This window comes from Pseudohalioglobus lutimaris (genome assembly GCF_002866825.1).
GTDB lineage: Bacteria > Pseudomonadota > Gammaproteobacteria > Pseudomonadales > Halieaceae > Halioglobus > Halioglobus lutimaris.
In genome coordinates this window covers 124,297-139,970 of record NZ_PKUS01000010.1, presented here as the reverse complement: position 1 = coordinate 139,970, position 15,674 = coordinate 124,297, and the positions used below count along the sequence as shown (strand labels likewise).

Here is a 15,674-nt window from a genome sequence, read left to right as displayed (position 1 = left end):
AAATGCTAAACTGCAGGAGTTGTAATCCGCCACCCGGCGAGTCAACAGCTTTAATCCAGTGTAGAGAGGTTTGTCTGTGAGCAGGATGACATTACGGAAGTATGAAAAGGCGATGTCCCAGGCCGAAACATACGAGGACTGGCAGCAAGCCGCCCGAGCGCATGATGACAAGTCCGGCCGCGCCAATTGGAAGCGCAAGGACCAATCCTCTGCCTACGACTACGTCTCCATTCGCCACCGCCTGGATCGGTTGCGCTCTCTGCGCGCTCGTCATGACTATCCCGGGCTGTTGTTTACCCTTAATGAGGGCATCCATGGCAATGTAGGCGGTATGGGGCGTTCCCAGCTCTACCAGGTGGCGCGATTTGGCACCAAGCAGGTTATCGAAGACTATATCGACGAGATCACCGATTCCCTGCGGTTGCTGGCAACGGTGCAGCACGATGAAATATCGGAGGAGGAACGCCTGGATTTTTTCCGGCGCGCCAACCACTGCTTCGGGCGAAGTGCAATGATGATGAGCGGCTCGGGCATGCTGCTGTACTTCCATGTCGGTGTCGTAAAAGCGTTATTGGAGCACGATCTGCTGCCCAATATTCTCTCTGGCTCCAGTGGCGGTTCCTTCGTGGGAAGCATATTGGCCACGCATAGCGAGAAAGAGCTGCAGAAGTTGTTTGATCCGAATTATCTGGTGAACCAGATAGAGCTGGAGAAGCAGCGTCTGAGCATGCTGCACAGGATCCGGCCTCAGATTCTGCAGGTACATGAGATACAGGGCATCATTGAGAGACTGGTGCCTGACATGACCTTCCAGGAGGCCTTCGCCAAAACCGGCATTCATATGAATGTCTCCATTGCACCGGCGGAGACCCACCAGACCTCGCGCTTGCTCAATGCGACGACTACTCCCAATGTGCTGATTCGCCAGGCGATCATGGCGTCGGCGGCTGTACCCGGTGTCTATCCCCCGGTCACCTTGATGGCGCGTGATAAATACGGCGACAAAAAAGAATACCTGCCTTCACGCAAGTGGGTAGACGGCGCAATCAGTGATGACCTGCCAGCAAAACGCCTGGCGCGGCTTTATGGAGTGAATCACTATATTGTCAGCCAGACTAACCCGCACATCATTCCGTTCGTCCGCGACTCGGGCAGGCGCAATACCCGGGTGGACATAGTCAAGATTGCCGCCACACGCACTGCGCGTGAGTGGCTGAATGCATCTGCTGAGATCATGCAAAAGCCGCTACAGAAACGCCCCATGCTCAATCAGTGGACCAATACCATTCTCGCGGTGGTCAACCAGGACTACGTCGGCGATATTAATATCATCCCGCCATTCCGCTTTTTCAATCCCTCACGCCTACTCGCGCATCTTACCGAGGAAGAGATCTTTAACCTGATCAAGACCGGCGAGCGGTCAACCTGGCCGAAACTGGAGGTTATTCGTATTCAGACCGGGATCGGGCGCACGCTGCAGGAACTGTGCGGCGACCTGGGCATCCTGGAGTAATTGCATGACCGGGCAAATGATCAACACGGTCACCGGGCCTTTATGCGTGGATGAACTTGGCGTCACCTTGATGCACGAGCACCTGCACATAGCCTACCCGGGTTGGGAAGCAGACACCCTGAACCCCGGCCCCACTTACCAACAGTGCGTAGAGGTTTGCGTTGAGAGAATTGAGCAAATGCAGGCTTGTGGCATTCAGTCAATGCTCGATCCCTGCCCCTCTGATCTGGGCAGGGATGTAAAGCTGGCGGCAGAGGTTTCACAGCGTACCGGATTCAATATCGTTTGCGCGACAGGTCTGTACAAGGAAGATGAAGGTGGTAAGGCCTACTGGCATTACTCCATGGAACTGGGCGAGGCGGTGCCGCGGATGGCGGAGCTGATGATACACGAGCTCAGCCATGGGATAGGTGATACCGGCATCAAGCCGGGCATTATCAAAGTAGGCACCGGCGCCGGCTGTATTACCGACTACGAGTACTGCGTGCTGGAAGCGGCGGCCATCGCCCACCGGGAAACGGGCGCACCCATCACCACGCATACCGATGGCGGGACCATGGGCCGCGAGCAGCAGACGTTTCTGTTGGAGCATGGGGTTGCGCCTCACGGTATCGTCATTGGTCACAGTTGTGGTAACCCTGACGTGGATTACCATCAGGCACTGGCGGAGGCAGGCACCTATGTTGGCTTTGACCGCTTCGGCCTGGAGGTGCTTGCGCCGGACCAGCAGCGTGTAGAGAACCTTGCCGAGATGATACGGCGTGGCTGGGTGCAACAGATGGTGGTGTCACACGACTGTGTGTTTTGTTTGAAAGGCAGGCCTTTCCCCGACGCTCTGCTGGCCTCAATGGATACCGACGTCTTGTTCAACCCGACACACTTTCATCGTCACATTATCCCGCAGCTGAAACAGCATGGCGTCACCGATCAGCATATCCATACGCTGCTGGTGGAAAATCCGCGTCGCTACTTTGCCGGACAACCGTTACCGGCAAAAGGCTGACCGCGGAGTTTTAGCCAGCGCATTCGGCCTATTCCGCCATTTCCCGCTGTCCCCTTATGCCCCATTCTTATTGCATTGTGATAGGAATAAGGGAAGAGCATGCAAACAGATCTGAGTAAGCAACTCGGCGTTGAAGCGCCCATTTTTGCCTTTACTCACTGCCGGGATGTGGTGGTGGAGGTTTCCAGGGCGGGTGGCATCGGTGTGCTGGGTGCGGTGGGCTTTTCAGTGGAGCAGTTGAGGGAGGAACTGGACTGGATAGACGCGCACATTGGTGATCATATCTACGGCGTTGATACCGCCATTCCTCAAAAGTACGAAGGCATGGACTCGTCCACACCGGAGGAACTGGTCGCACTGATCGAGTCTGCTATTCCCCAGAGGCATCGTGAATTTGCCGAGGGCTTACTCTCCAACGCAGGCGTGCCGGCCTGGCCAGACGCCAATGACCCGATCAGTCTCAGCTTTTCTATCCAGCAGGCGCAGGCGCTGGTGGATGAGGCCCTGACCCGGCCCAAGTGCCGTATGATTGTGAACGCGCTGGGTACACCTCCCGCAGAGATCATTGAGCAGGTACACGAAGCCGGCCGCCTGATCGGCGCACTGGCGGGCCGAATTAAACACGGTCTTGCGCATAAGGAAGCGGGGCTGGATTTTGTTGTCTGCCAGGGGTCCGAAGGCGGAGGCCATGCCGGCGAGGTCACCTCGATGGTGTTATGGCCGCAGATGGTAGACGCCGTTGCCCCGTTACCTGTACTGGCCGCCGGTGGTATCGCCAACGGCCGGCAGATGCTGGCAGCGATGAGTATGGGTGTGCAGGGCGTATGGATGGGGTCACGCTGGCTGATTTCTACCGAGGCCCAGGCCGAGCCCGGACAGCGCGAATCCTATAAAGCGGCAACATCCGAGGATACAGTGCGCTCTCGCTCCTTTACCGGCAAGACCGCACGCATGTTGAAAAATGAATGGACTGAGGCGTGGGAGCGAGACGATACCCCCGATCCTCTGCCCATGCCGATGCAGGGTTACCTGACGTTTGATGCCTTGCGACGTACCCACCGCTACGCCAGTGTGGGTGACTGTCAGAAGGTTGCGTTCAATCCCGTCGGTCAGGTCGTCGGGCAGATGAATGATGAGCAGTCGTGCCGGGACATCATGTTCCAGTTGCTCACCGAGTACGCGGACGCCCTGGAGCAGGTCAACACCCTTTCCCTGCAAGAGTAGAGGCATAGTGGCGCAGTTGTTCCTGCGCCGTCAGTTGCGAATGCGCAGCACCGCCATCTCTTCATAGAACGGACGCATGCGCTCAGCCAGCTCACGATGTGCCGGTTCCAGACTGGCTGCGCCAGTCCGGTTTTGGCCAAAACCGGTGGACTGCTCCACGTTGTGGTACCAGTGGCTGGCCCAGATTCCGTCTGAACTCCGCTTGCCGGCCGGCCAGTGCAGCATGGCATCCGGGTAATAGTCCACCTCCAGGTCCCGGCACAGGGCGGCCAGAATCGGGCCCGGGTCGTCAAGGACGTCGTTCGAGTCTATGACAACGGGATTACTGCCGGTTATGGCGGCGATCTCAGTAAACAGTTCCGCCTGTCGCCTGATCCCAATAGCGTCCTCATCTATGGAAGGCATTTTTTGTACATAAGAGGCAATTACCTCGGCCGGGTCACGTATCAGGAAACAGTGCTTCATGCTGGCACACCAACCCATATTCATGCCCCTGGGGATGTGGTGTGTCATGTGCTTCTGGTATTGCAGTGGAGAAGATACAGGATGCTCGGTGAGTTCCTCTACAACCTTGCCGTAGTCCGTGCTCTGAGTGAGCAGGATTTGTTCGCGGCAGGGGTGCTCAATGCCTGTGTCTGCGAGATATGCCGCGTAGAAAGGTTCGTCGACGACGGTGCAGTCCGGTCGATTCTCCCAACTGCGCATCATTGCCGTGGAAATATTGCGTGGGCCGGACCACATCGCAATGCGCAGGGTCATGGTCTTCCCCGGTCGCACTCAGCGCTGATCATGTCACGATACAGCGCTTGCAAACGGTCCACCATGGGACCGCGCGTACCCTCACCAATGGTGCGGCCGTCGATGTCGAGCACCGGGGTGAGCCCGGCGAACGTGCCGGTTACAAAGGCTTCATCTGCGCCGTAGGCCTGCATTACGGAGAAGTTCTTCTCGTACACGGGAATACCATTTTGCTTGCACAGGTTGATGACGTTGCGCCGGGTAATTCCGTCCAGGCAGTAGTCACCCGAAGACGTCCACACCTCGCCCTCGCGAACGATGAAGAAATGGGTAGAGTTACAGGTCGCCACGTGACCGTGAGGGTCGAGCATCAATGCTTCGTCCGCGCCTGCCTTGGCCGCCTGTATACAGCCGAAAATGCAGTTCAGTTTGGAGTGACTGTTAATGCGTGGGTCCTGTACGTCCGCATAGCCCCGGCGTACGTAGACGGTGTACAGGTTTACGCCACGATCGTTCAGGCCTGGGTCCGGGTTTTTGTACTCGGGGATAATCACGATAGTAGGCCCGGATATGGTTACGGCGGGATCCTGGTAGGGAGTGGCTTTGATGCCGCGGCTGACCATCAGCCGAATATGCACATGATCATTCATGCTGTTGGCGTCCACCGTCGCGTAGAGACGCTGCTGCAGTTCCGCCTTGCTCAGGCCCAGGTCCAGGTCCAGTGCCTTGGCACCCTCCCATAATCGCCGCATATGCCGGTCCAGAAAAGGAATCACCCCCTGGTGTAAACGCAGGCCCTCCCATATGCCGTCACCCAGTATAAAACCCGAATCAAAGACCGAGACCACCGCCTTGTCGCGATGAAACAGTTCGCCGTTGATGTTGATTTCTATGTCCGCGTTGCGGGGATCCTGCTGATAGGTATGGGTACTGCCCATGGTTTATATTTCCTTGATACTGTGAATGTTTAGAGGGGCTGCCTCAGGGTCAGTTGCACGGCCTCGTGGTCGCCCAATTCCCCGGCATTCTTTGCCCCAATAGGGTTCATCTTCTCGTGGGATGCTATATTACTTGAAACAACAGGCTGAGCCGAGGGGAACACCAGATGAATGACGACATGACACAGGACGTGCAGCAGGGGTCTGTGCAGCAGGGATTGGCTGGCGACTATACCTTGAGCCTGGGGGATTGGCTAAGTGAGGCCTGGAGCCGGGTGAACGGCAACAAGGCGGCAGTGTGGAAAGCCGTCGGACTATACATTGGCCTGGCTTTGGCAATAGTTTTTATCTTCAACCTTATCGGTATTGGGCCCGCCGACCCCAACAGCACAGAGCCGCCCAGCGCTATGCAGTCGTTGGCCAACCTGGTGACCACGCTGGCACTATTGCCCGTTGGCGTGGGGGTGGCCTTCGCGGCCACCTCGATTGCGCTTGGTCGAACACCTGTTACCACCAGCGTGCTCGGCTGGTACGACAGTTTTGGCAGGCTGGCACTGACCTACCTGTTGATGGCGGTCATGCTGTTCATCGGCTTTCTGCTATTGGTATTACCCGGCATCTATTTGCTGGTCAGCTACCAGATTGCGATGCCTCTGGCGGTGGATAAGAAACTCGGCCCCTGGGAAGCCCTGGAAACCTCGCGCAAGATTATCGGGCATCGCTGGTTCACCGTGTTCGGTTTTAATATTGTCGCGATGATTCTGGTGGCGCTGTCCAGTCTGTTGTTCGGTATACCATTGATCTGGACCGTACCGATGCTGGTTATTGCCTACGGAATTCTGTACCGCAATCTGGCGGGACTCGAACCCGATACGCTGCGGAAGGTAGTCGGCAGCGCCTAGCAAGCGCACAGGGAACGGGCCGGTGGCTGTCTCCTAGAATGGCGCCTCATCGGGAAACTGCTCGCGCAACTGCGGCTTGAGCAATTTACCCGAGGGGTTGCGGGGCAGGGTATCCACCAATTCATAGAGTTGCGGTACTTTGTAGCCAGCCAGGTGCTCCTTGCACCATCGCTTCAGGCTGTCGCTGGTAGGGGCGCAACCCTGTGCAGGCACGACCAGCGCTAGCGGGGTTTCGCCCCACTTTGACGAAGAAATGCCGATTACCGCCGCTTCCTGTACCTCTGGACAGGCAGCCAGTACGTTTTCCAGTTCCGCCGGGTAAATGTTCTCCCCCCCGGATATGATCATGTCCTTCTTGCGGTCACAGATAGTAATGAAGCCTTCGCTGTCCCAGGTGCAAATGTCCCCGGTGTGCAGCCAGCCGTCTTGCAGTGCCTCGGCGCTGGCCTGCGGATTGTTCCAGTACTCCTTCATAATATGACGGCCGCCTAGCAGCAATTCTCCTGCCTCACTACTGCCCATAGGGATCGATTCTCCCCGGGCATCGACAACCTTCGCCTGCGTATGCATCTGTGGTCGCCCACAGGAGCCCACCCTGGTGGCGGCGTCAGCAGGCAGTAGCAAGGTGCCAGGCCCACAGGACTCGGTGAGACCGTAAGCCTGGTGAATGCTGATCCCCAGTTCTGACCAACTGTTGAGAAGGGACACCGGCACGGGGGCGGCACCGGTGGCGATCCAGCGCAGGGAACTGATGTCGCACCGTGTTCGCTCCGGCGCCTGCAGCATAAATTGCAGTACCGCTGGTACAGCCATAAAGATGCTCACCCGTTCAGCCTCAATGCATTGGAACATTCCTGACATGTCCAGCTCACGCATAATTACCCCGGTGGCGCCGCGGTGGACCAGCAGTGAAACAGGATTCAGGCAGCCCACGTGAAACATGGGCAAGGGCAGCAGGAAGCGATCATCGCCGCGCATATCCGAAGTAGCCATACTCGTAAACTGGGACCACAGCATACCGTCATGGCTGTGAACGGCTCCCTTGGGGTGACCTGTGGTGCCAGAGGTGTACATGATGAAGAGGTTGTCATCATCGGCTGCGCCAGTAGCGGGCTCCGAGGTCTGCGCGGCTGCAAGCAATCCGTCGTAGTCGCTGTACATGTCAGGGCAGGCGGCGTCGCCCTCGCCAACCCTGAGCCAGAAGTTGCATGATAATTCACCGCGCGAACCTGCGTGGAGTGCTTCGACAGTCGTGTCGAAGGCGGCGTCAAACACCAGGGCGCTGGCACCTGAATCCTTGAGAATGTAACCTGCCTCAGCGGCAACCAGTCGCCAGTTGATCGGCACCATGACGGCCCCTATTTTGGCAATTGCAAAGTAGGTCTCAACAAACTCGATACCATTTTTAAGTAGCGTGGCTACCCGGTCGCCCGGGTTGATGCCCCGGCCCAGCAGTATGTCGGCAACACGGTTGCTGCGCTCGTTCAGTTCCGCGAATGTGAAACGTCTTTGCCGTTCCCACTCGACGAAAGCCTCGTTGTCTGGGGTTATCGCTGCGCGCTTGCTCAGTAACAAACCGATGTTGTTTTGCATAAGCTGGCTCGGGTGAGTGACAAGGTGCGTCAGTATTTCATTTTTTCTTATTGAGAAGAAGGGGACTGCGGATGACTTGTTTTCTATACCACCCGGGCGTTTTCCCGGTGGAATCCAGCGCCATTGCATGTGTGTTCCCTCCGGGTTGGCTATACTTTTCCGGTAGAAAAATTTGGGAGAGGGACCGCTGCATGAATCAGGTTGAAGAAAACAAGCGTAGAACCCGCGTTTTTTTTGACGCACTTCAGCGTGCGGATGCCGATGCCATCGCCGATACGTATTGCGATGACGGTCGTGTCATTACCATGGGGAATACGCTGATCTCAGGTTCCCGTAGCAAGGAGGAGACACGTGAATTCGCGGCCGGGGTGTTGGATGCGTTCCCCGAGGGTTTGACCTTCACTATCCTCAATATGACCGCGGAAGATGATCGTGTTGCGGTAGAGGCCACCTCCACCGGGCGTCACGTTTCCGGTCTGACATACAGTAACCACTACCACTTTCTGTTTACCTGGAGGCAGTCTCAGTTGCTGGAATTGAAGGAATTTCTCGACACGGAGGTGGTGACCGAGGTGCTCTGTGGAGGCGCGCGCCCCTGAGGGCGCGCAGCAGTCGATCAACCTGCCATCGGTCCGAGGCCGGTGGCCACAAAAATCGCCAATACGGCCATGGCCGCGCTGAAAGAAATTACCTGACTCATTACTACACTCCGAATGTTAGTTTGTTATATCGTGCAAGTAGTATCGCCTCCCCAAGGGGGGCGAGCGCGAGAAATATAACCACATTAATGAGCGTTGTATAGCGCGGTCACGTGAAATGTCGTTTCAACGCCTGACGTTGAAGCCCGAGTCTTTCAAGTCCCAGGTGTCCTCTGTATTGCCTTGCTCCCGTAGCAGGTATTTCTGCACTTTTTGCGTTGGCGTATACGGCAGACTGTCGACGAAATCCAGGTAGCGGGGAACGAAGAAGTAGGGCGCATTGCTATTGATGAACTCGCAAAGCGCTTCCGCAGTCAGTTTACTTTCCGGTTTGCGCACCACGCTGAGTTTCAGCTCGTCCTCGCTGTCTATTTCTGCGCAGGGGATGCCATAGGCCGCCACGTCAGCAACCTCCGGATGACGTCGCACGACGCTCTCCACTTCCATCGAGGAGATGTTGCGCCCGGCGAAGCGTACGGAGTCCTTCTTGCGATCAGAGAAGAAATAAACGCCCGTCTCAGGGTCAAGACGCGCCATATCGCCGGTCAGGAACCAGTCTCCGCGGTAGGCAGCTGCGGTCGCCTCCGGCGCGTCAAAGTAGCCTGCAAACAGAACATGCGGCGCCTTTGCGCGCAGGCAGATCTCGCCGGGTTCACCGTCTGCCACTTCCTCGCCATTATCGTCACACAATTTCAGATCCAGGTCCTTGGGCGGCCTGCCCAGTGCGTAGGATGGCACGCCGGCGGGACAGTCAAGTTGGTTGGCAATCAGCAGACATTCGCTCATGCCCATACCTGCACTGAGCAGTCGAACACCGAAGCGCTGCTCGAAGGCCTCCCAGAGATCGGGTGCCATGGGTACGATCAGGGCGGTGCGCAGGCTGTTTTTTCTGTCCTGGGGAGACTCGGGTGCATTCATCAGGAAAGATCCCATGGCGCCGATAGCGAATATCTGCGTCGCACCAAAGTGATTAATACGTTCCCAGAACGTGGATACAGAGAACTTGTTTTCCAGTACCAGTGGAATGCCTTCGATCAGCGCCCGGTAGACACAGGTTATCCATGCGCCGGAATTGTACAGGGGCAGTGGGCAGTAGCAGACATCATCCTCCCGGGAGTCATACATAGGTGCTGCGCCATCGACGATCGCCCGAATCCAGTTATTGTGGCTCTGCATCACCCCTTTGGATTTACCGGTGGTTCCAGAGGTCCACATAATCGATACCGTGTCGCCGTAATCCTGTGCAGCGTAATCCGGTTCCAGCGCCGGGTGCTCCAGCAGCGATTCATAGCGCAGGGCCGTCTCGTCCTCGACTGCCCCGTCCCCAACGATGACCCGGGTGGCAACCGGCAGCTCTGCCTGCAATTCTGCCAGGCGGGGGGCAAGTTGCCTGTTGGTAACAATCATCGCGGGACGGCTGCGAGTGATCGAGTCCAGCAGCCAGTCGCCACGAAAGTCCGTATTAATCGGTACCCAGAGCGCCCCCAGCTTGTTTACTGCCAGGGTAAGGAGAACCATCTCCGGGCAATTGCCCAGCAAGATGACTACCCGGTCGCCCGGACCTATGCCGGCGGCGGCGAGGCCGGAAGCGAGCCGGTTAGTGAGATCTGCCGCCTCGGCATAGGTAATGGTGACATCATCTGTTACCAGAAAACGGGTGCTGCCAGAGTGCAGGGCCTGCTGATCAAGTATCTTGCCCAGTAATCGATCTTCCGGGCTACTCAAATCGAGTTTCATCTCTTCTCTCCGGATAAGGCGGGTCTGGTGTCAGGTTTCGAGGTAGGCTTCTTTGACCTTGAGCTTATGTAATTTTTCACTCGCATTACGCGGCAACGGATGATCCCAGAAAGCGATGGTGCGCGGGACTTTGTAGCCAGCGAGGCGGGTGCTGAGGTGCTCTCGCAGCTGTGCCTCACCAAGATCGCTACCCGGGGTGGCATAGATGACCATGACCAGTTCTTCACCCATGCTCTGGTCGGGTTCCCCAAAGACCACCACTTCGCGAACCTCCGGCAACTCATAGGCGATCTGTTCAATCTCCCCGGGGTAGATGTTTTCGCCGCCGCGGATGACAATTTCCTTGATACGCCCGGTGATATGCAGGAACCCGTCCTCATCCAGCAGGCCGATGTCCCCGGTTTTCATCCAGCCATCCTCAGTGAACGTCTCCCTGTTGGCCTCGGGCTTTTCCCAGTATCCGGGCGTACAACAGATGCTACGAAGCTGTATCTCGCCCGGTTCCCCGGGCGCCGACTCGGTGCCGTCAGCGAGCATAAAGCGTACATCCACAATCGGCGAGATCACCCCGGCACTGTCAGGTTTGAAATCAAACAGGGCGCCGCTCATGGTAGAGCAGACCGCCATGGTTTCAGTCATGCCATAGCCCGCTGAGCGGCTGGGCAGTTTGATTCTGGATTCAATCAGTTCGGGCAGGCCGGCGGGTGTGGCAGCGCCTGCTGCGCTGACGCGCATCAATGAGCTTGTGTCGTAGCTGTCGAAATCAGGGTGGTTGAGCAGGTCCTGCAGTATCGCAGGCACGGAGGACAACCCGGTGACGCGCTCCTGCTCAATGAGCTTGAGCGCCTGGCCGCTGTCCCACTTGTACATCATGACAACTTTCTGCCCGAGCAGTATCGGCATCAACAGACCGCTGATCAGGCCGGTAGCGTGGAACAGCGGCACGGTAAGCAGCGGCGTTTCCCGCTCCGCGCCACCCCTGTATTCTCGTGGGCCACCTTCGAATTCTGCAACCAGCAATCCCAGGAACATCATGTTCATCATTGCCTGGCCGATAGTGCGGTGTCTGTGTAGCACGCCTTTGGGAAAGCCGGTGCTGCCGGAGGTGTAGAGTATGAACGCGCTGTCATCCGGGTCGATCTCGGGAGTCGCGTAGCCTTGCTCCAGTCCGCTGCTGATCACGTCGTCGAAAAGGGCGACGTTCTCCGGCCGCGAAAACGACTCTGATGTGGGCACCACAATAATGGGGAGTTGTTCCGTGTTCAGCCTGCCCTCAATCAGCCTGAAGCGGGCCTCATCACAGATCAACAGGCTGGCTGAACAATCCGAGATGGCGTATTCGAGCTCCTCTGTTTTGCCCCAGCTGTTGATAGGTACTACCACCGCGCCCACCAGGATCGCCGCGCAGCAGGAAATCATCCATTCGACGTTGTTGCGCATGGCGATGGCCACGCGGTCGCCTTTCTCTATCTCGAAGTCTCCCTGCAGCTGTGCCGCCAGCGCGTCGACCTCTGTGAACAGGCGCGCATAGCTATAGCGCTCGCCCTCATAGACCAGGAACTCCAGTTCGCCGTGATTGCGGGCATTATTCAGCAGTTCAACAGTCGTCAATGACGCGTGTTTGAAGCCGGTAAGTTGCTTGCCATCTATTTCCAGTTGCTCAACTTCAAAAAACGCGCCGGGCGCGGTGAGCTCGGCTTTTTTGGCGCGAATGTCACTTCCTTTCAGGGTCATACCAGATACTCCCGGGAGATGTTCGACTAATGCTCGCAATATACCCGACTTTATCGGGTCGCGAAGCGGCTCCGAGCGAGGCGGGCGGGTCGATACAAGGTATTGAACTGCCAGCTCTATCTTTATCGTTCACTGACCTGTTTTGCAGTACAGGGTTCAAGACCGCAGAATCCGCAGTTGGCGCTCAGGGAGATCTGTAACGGCGGAATGAACCGGGTTCGTCCCTGTTACCCATAATGTTAAACCAGAAACTGAATATACCCCGCGCAAACCGTGTCGCAGCGGGCGTAACAGCAGCCAGTTCGCTATCATGGCTGCCCTCAGCCAGTGCAAGGATACGCTTGCCGGCGCCATAATAAAGACCCGGTACAGACACGGAGAGTTTCACCATGCACCTCGCCTTCAGTTCTATGAATACACTCAATGATCCGCATCCGGCGGAACTGGCGAAGTTGCTTGAGGACCGCGGCTTCGAATCACTCTGGTACGGTGAGCACAGTCACATTCCCTGCTCGCGTAAAACACCTTATCCGCCCGGCGGTGAAATGCCGGACCCCTATCGGTTGATGATGGATCCCTATCTATCGTTGATGACCGCCGCCAACGCAACCACGACCCTGCGACTGGGTACCGGTATTGCCCTGCTGATGGAGCGAGACATCTTTTCCCAGGCCAAGACTATCGCCACCCTGGACCAGCTCTCCAACGGTCGTGTAATGATCGGCACCGGGGTGGGCTGGAATCAAGAGGAATATGAGAATATCAGTCCGTATCCTTTCAACAAACGCTACGCGGTTCTGCGCGAAACGGTGGCAGCCACCCGGGCCTTGTGGAGAGACGATGAGGCCAGTTACCAGGGAGAGTACATCAAGTTTGACCCGGTCTGGGCTGACCCGAAGCCATTGCAGGAGGGCGGCCCCAAAGTCTTTCTAGGCGCCATGGGGCCACTGGGTCGAAAGCATGCAGCGGCCTGGGCCGATGGCTGGTACCCCGTTGATGTGGCGATGGGTGACGTTGCCGAGACACTGGCTGCCTTCCGCGAGGAGGTCAAGGAGGCGGGCCGCGACCCGAGTGAGATCGAAATCAATATACAGATCATGGATACCAGCAACCTGGACAAGCTCAAGGAATACCGCGACATGGGCGTGCAGCGAGCCACCATAGGCGTGGCTATGGATCTCTGGGACAAGCCCGACGCGGTATTACCGATGATAGACCAGTACGCCGACGTTATCCCACAACTCAAGAGCTGATCCGTGTACAGTCGAATATTGATCGTAGAGGGAGGAGGGCGGAACGGCGTGTATGCTTTACCGCAGCCTTCAGAGCAGGGAAAGAATGTTACGCAAGTGTCGCGCAGCAGGCGGGATGTGCACTGCCTTGAATGCTGCCCCCGCATCGCCGCCGAGTACACTGACAACGCGGTCAGGATGCCACTGCCTGCAGCTAACCAACTATAACAGGAGATAATTCTATGGCCGCGACGTTAAAGCACCTGACCAGCGAAGGCCGAATCGGCGCCATGACACTCAAGAACCGCATGGTCGTTACCGCTATGGGGGTAAATCTTGGCGAGTACGACGCCACCTGTGGAGAGCGCATCATCGCCTACCATGAGCGTCACGCGCAGGGGGGAGCAGGGCTGATTATTACCGGTGTCGCGTCGGTTGCCTGGCCCAACGGCGCGCCATTACCCGGCCCTATTGGCCTGTCTGATGATCGCTTCCTGCCCGGCCTCAAAGCCCTCACTGCGGCCGCCCACAAGCATGGCGCGAAGATTGCAGCACAACTCCATCACGGCGGTATCAACGCCGTACAGGATACGCGGGAGGGGCGTGCACTGTGGGTTCCGTCCCTCCCGGTGCCTCCGGCTTACAGCGACATGGCAGAAGGCATGCTCACCGAGGAGCTACAGGTTATCGCTGGTGGTCCCAGGCCGGAGTTGCACGTGGTTTCGCAGGACGATATTGCAACCCTGGTAGCACAGTTTGCCGATGCGGCAGAGCGCGCGCGCAGCGCGGGATTTGACGGCGCCGAGATTCACGCCGGCCATGGCTATATATTATCCGGGTTTCTCTCTCCGGTAATGAATCAACGCGATGACGAATACGGCGGCTCGCTGGAAAATCGTGCGCGACTACTGCTGCAGATCATTGCTGCAATCCGCGACAAGGTGGGCGCTGATTTTCCCCTGTGGGTGAAGCTGGATGCCGGAGAATACGGCAAGAAAGAAGGCATTACACTGACCGATGCGGTGGCCACGGCAAGGCTGGCAGAAGCGGCGGGGGTTGATGCCATTACCGCGTCAGCCTATCACGACGGTTCCCGCGGTGCCCTGCACTCCGAGTCAAATATTCCCTTCATTCCCGAACGTATGGTGGCAGACGCGACCGTCATCCGCGCGGCGGTCAGTATCCCTGTGATTACGTCAGGCCGCATCGAACCCGACTCCGCCGACCGTCACATCAGCAAGGGGCACTTCGACTTTCTCGGGCTGGGGCGAAAAATTCTTGCCGACCCGGACCTGCCCAACAAGATCACCGCCGGCACGCCGGAAGAAATTCGCCCTTGCGTTTACTGCTATTGCTGCGTGAGCCAGATTTACAAGGTGGAAAAAGTGAAGTGTGCGGTCAATCCGGAGACCGCTTTTGAGCGAGAGCGGGCGCTGATTGCCACTGACAAGCCGCGGCATATAGCGGTGATTGGTGGTGGGCCTGCCGGAATGGAAGTCGCCAGGCGGCTTGCGGCCAGGGGCTTTCGGGTGAGCTTGCTGGAGGCCGGTAGCAGGTTGGGTGGCACCCTGCAGTTTGCCAGCATTGCCTATGAGCCGAACGAGCGGCTGCTGCATTGGCTGCGTCGACAGATCAAGGCGTCAGCAGTTGAGGTGCACCTGAATACCAGGGCCGATACGCAGCGGCTGCAACAAATGCATGTCGATGAAGTCATTGTCGCGACAGGCGCCAAGCGTGAACTCCCCCCTATACCCGGCTCGGATCGGGACTTTGTGTTCAGCGGTGACGAAATGCGTGCCCTGGTGATGGCGGAGGATTATCCCGGTCTGGAGCATAAAACGGATGCCCTGACCAGAGCGCTGGTGCGCGCCGGTGCGATGACGGGAGTGACCGGACATCCCGGTCTGGTGCGCATGGCATCGAAGGTGTGGCTACCGATGGCCAAACAGGTCTGCATTATCGGCTCCGAACTGGTCGGTCTTGAGTTGGCAGAATTCCTGTCTGAACGCGGTCGTCAGGTAACGGTGATTGACGGCGGCACCGACGTGGGTAGAGGGCTTTACCTGGTTCGCCGCTTGCGGCTGCTGGACGAATTGAAGCACCTGGGGGTTAACCTGATACGCCAGGCAGAGGACATTGCTATTGGGGAGGCTACGGTGAGCTATACGAACTTCCGCGGGCAGCAGCGGACCATCGCCACTGAGCAGGTGATCGTGGCGCGCGGCGCTACAGGAGACGCCGCACTGGCAGATCAACTCAAGGCGGCCGGCCTTACTGTGCACAGCATCGGGGATTGCACAGGAGTCGGCTATATCGAGGGTGCTATGGAGTCCGCTGCAGAGCTTGCCGTAAAACTCTAGCT

At 57.6% G+C, this 15,674-nt stretch carries 13 protein-coding genes; 7 read left to right on the top strand and 6 right to left on the bottom strand.

Going from position 1 to position 15,674, the window contains the following annotated elements:
• Positions 1 to 85 precede the first annotated feature (85 nt).
• From C0039_RS10065 to C0039_RS10055, 3 genes are all read left to right on the top strand, one after another.
• Complete coding sequence (locus tag C0039_RS10065; RefSeq protein WP_101517980.1) at positions 86 to 1,513, top strand: DUF3336 domain-containing protein; 1,428 nt, start codon at positions 86 to 88, stop codon at positions 1,511 to 1,513.
• A 4-nt stretch (positions 1,514 to 1,517) separates the two neighbouring features.
• Positions 1,518 to 2,516, top strand: coding sequence for a phosphotriesterase family protein (locus C0039_RS10060; RefSeq protein WP_076001237.1), 999 nt, complete (start codon positions 1,518 to 1,520; stop codon positions 2,514 to 2,516).
• A 99-nt stretch (positions 2,517 to 2,615) separates the two neighbouring features.
• The gene (locus C0039_RS10055; protein WP_076001238.1) at positions 2,616 to 3,740 is read left to right on the top strand and encodes an NAD(P)H-dependent flavin oxidoreductase; all 1,125 of its coding nucleotides are present in this window, start codon (positions 2,616 to 2,618) and stop codon (positions 3,738 to 3,740) included.
• Between the two features lie 30 nt (positions 3,741 to 3,770).
• On the opposite strand, the gene C0039_RS10050 is transcribed toward C0039_RS10055, so the two are convergent.
• A complete protein-coding gene (locus C0039_RS10050) occupies positions 3,771 to 4,499 on the bottom strand; it encodes a sulfotransferase-like domain-containing protein (RefSeq protein WP_165787090.1) in 729 nt (242 codons plus the stop codon).
• The gene (locus tag C0039_RS10045; RefSeq protein WP_076001240.1) at positions 4,496 to 5,416 is read right to left on the bottom strand and encodes an aminotransferase class IV; all 921 of its coding nucleotides are present in this window, start codon (positions 5,414 to 5,416) and stop codon (positions 4,496 to 4,498) included. Before C0039_RS10045 ends, C0039_RS10050 begins: the two co-directional genes overlap by 4 nt.
• 167 nt (positions 5,417 to 5,583) lie before the next feature.
• Between C0039_RS10045 and C0039_RS10040 the strand changes: the two genes are divergently transcribed.
• Complete coding sequence (locus tag C0039_RS10040) at positions 5,584 to 6,318, top strand: DUF975 family protein (protein WP_076001241.1); 735 nt, start codon at positions 5,584 to 5,586, stop codon at positions 6,316 to 6,318.
• A 33-nt stretch (positions 6,319 to 6,351) separates the two neighbouring features.
• Here the strand turns inward: C0039_RS10040 and C0039_RS10035 are convergent, their stop codons facing one another.
• Complete coding sequence (locus C0039_RS10035; RefSeq protein ID WP_101518029.1) at positions 6,352 to 7,911, bottom strand: long-chain-fatty-acid--CoA ligase; 1,560 nt, start codon at positions 7,909 to 7,911, stop codon at positions 6,352 to 6,354.
• A gap of 191 nt (positions 7,912 to 8,102) precedes the next feature.
• Between C0039_RS10035 and C0039_RS10030 the strand changes: the two genes are divergently transcribed.
• Entirely contained in the window at positions 8,103 to 8,510 is a 408-nt protein-coding gene (locus C0039_RS10030) for a nuclear transport factor 2 family protein (RefSeq protein WP_076001242.1), read from the top strand.
• Positions 8,511 to 8,735: 225 nt separating this feature from the next.
• On the opposite strand, the gene C0039_RS10025 is transcribed toward C0039_RS10030, so the two are convergent.
• The 3 genes from C0039_RS10025 to C0039_RS10015 all read right to left on the bottom strand — a co-directional run bounded on the left by C0039_RS10025 (position 8,736) and on the right by C0039_RS10015 (position 12,471).
• The gene (locus C0039_RS10025; protein WP_076001243.1) at positions 8,736 to 10,346 is read right to left on the bottom strand and encodes an AMP-binding protein; all 1,611 of its coding nucleotides are present in this window, start codon (positions 10,344 to 10,346) and stop codon (positions 8,736 to 8,738) included.
• Between the two features lie 30 nt (positions 10,347 to 10,376).
• Positions 10,377 to 12,080, bottom strand: a complete 1,704-nt coding sequence (locus C0039_RS10020) for a class I adenylate-forming enzyme family protein (protein ID WP_076001244.1) — start codon at positions 12,078 to 12,080, stop codon at positions 10,377 to 10,379.
• Positions 12,081 to 12,264: 184 nt separating this feature from the next.
• Positions 12,265 to 12,471, bottom strand: a complete 207-nt coding sequence (locus C0039_RS10015) for a hypothetical protein (RefSeq protein WP_076001245.1) — start codon at positions 12,469 to 12,471, stop codon at positions 12,265 to 12,267.
• On the opposite strand from C0039_RS10015, the gene C0039_RS10010 reads away from it, so the two are divergent.
• Both C0039_RS10010 and C0039_RS10005 read left to right on the top strand, forming a co-directional pair.
• A complete protein-coding gene (locus C0039_RS10010; protein ID WP_076001246.1) occupies positions 12,470 to 13,333 on the top strand; it encodes an LLM class F420-dependent oxidoreductase in 864 nt (287 codons plus the stop codon). The genes C0039_RS10015 and C0039_RS10010 overlap by 2 nt on opposite strands.
• 221 nt (positions 13,334 to 13,554) lie before the next feature.
• Positions 13,555 to 15,672, top strand: coding sequence for an oxidoreductase (locus tag C0039_RS10005; RefSeq protein ID WP_101517979.1), 2,118 nt, complete (start codon positions 13,555 to 13,557; stop codon positions 15,670 to 15,672).
• Positions 15,673 to 15,674: the final 2 nt, after the last annotated feature.

What these genes read in the sequence shown, in the direction of transcription:
- C0039_RS10045 (WP_076001240.1), bottom strand. Translation starts at nt 5,416, where the DNA reads ATGGGCAGTACCCATACCTATCAGCAGGATCCCCGCAACGCGGACATA.
- C0039_RS10065 (WP_101517980.1), top strand. Translation starts at nt 86, where the DNA reads ATGACATTACGGAAGTATGAAAAGGCGATGTCCCAGGCCGAAACATAC.
- C0039_RS10040 (WP_076001241.1), top strand. Translation starts at nt 5,584, where the DNA reads ATGAATGACGACATGACACAGGACGTGCAGCAGGGGTCTGTGCAGCAG.
- C0039_RS10020 (WP_076001244.1), bottom strand. Translation starts at nt 12,080, where the DNA reads ATGACCCTGAAAGGAAGTGACATTCGCGCCAAAAAAGCCGAGCTCACC.
- C0039_RS10035 (WP_101518029.1), bottom strand. Translation starts at nt 7,911, where the DNA reads ATGCAAAACAACATCGGTTTGTTACTGAGCAAGCGCGCAGCGATAACC.
- C0039_RS10030 (WP_076001242.1), top strand. Translation starts at nt 8,103, where the DNA reads ATGAATCAGGTTGAAGAAAACAAGCGTAGAACCCGCGTTTTTTTTGAC.
- C0039_RS10050 (WP_165787090.1), bottom strand. Translation starts at nt 4,499, where the DNA reads ATGACCCTGCGCATTGCGATGTGGTCCGGCCCACGCAATATTTCCACG.
- C0039_RS10010 (WP_076001246.1), top strand. Translation starts at nt 12,470, where the DNA reads ATGCACCTCGCCTTCAGTTCTATGAATACACTCAATGATCCGCATCCG.
- C0039_RS10060 (WP_076001237.1), top strand. Translation starts at nt 1,518, where the DNA reads ATGACCGGGCAAATGATCAACACGGTCACCGGGCCTTTATGCGTGGAT.
- C0039_RS10025 (WP_076001243.1), bottom strand. Translation starts at nt 10,346, where the DNA reads ATGAAACTCGATTTGAGTAGCCCGGAAGATCGATTACTGGGCAAGATA.
- C0039_RS10015 (WP_076001245.1), bottom strand. Translation starts at nt 12,471, where the DNA reads ATGGTGAAACTCTCCGTGTCTGTACCGGGTCTTTATTATGGCGCCGGC.
- C0039_RS10005 (WP_101517979.1), top strand. Translation starts at nt 13,555, where the DNA reads ATGGCCGCGACGTTAAAGCACCTGACCAGCGAAGGCCGAATCGGCGCC.
- C0039_RS10055 (WP_076001238.1), top strand. Translation starts at nt 2,616, where the DNA reads ATGCAAACAGATCTGAGTAAGCAACTCGGCGTTGAAGCGCCCATTTTT.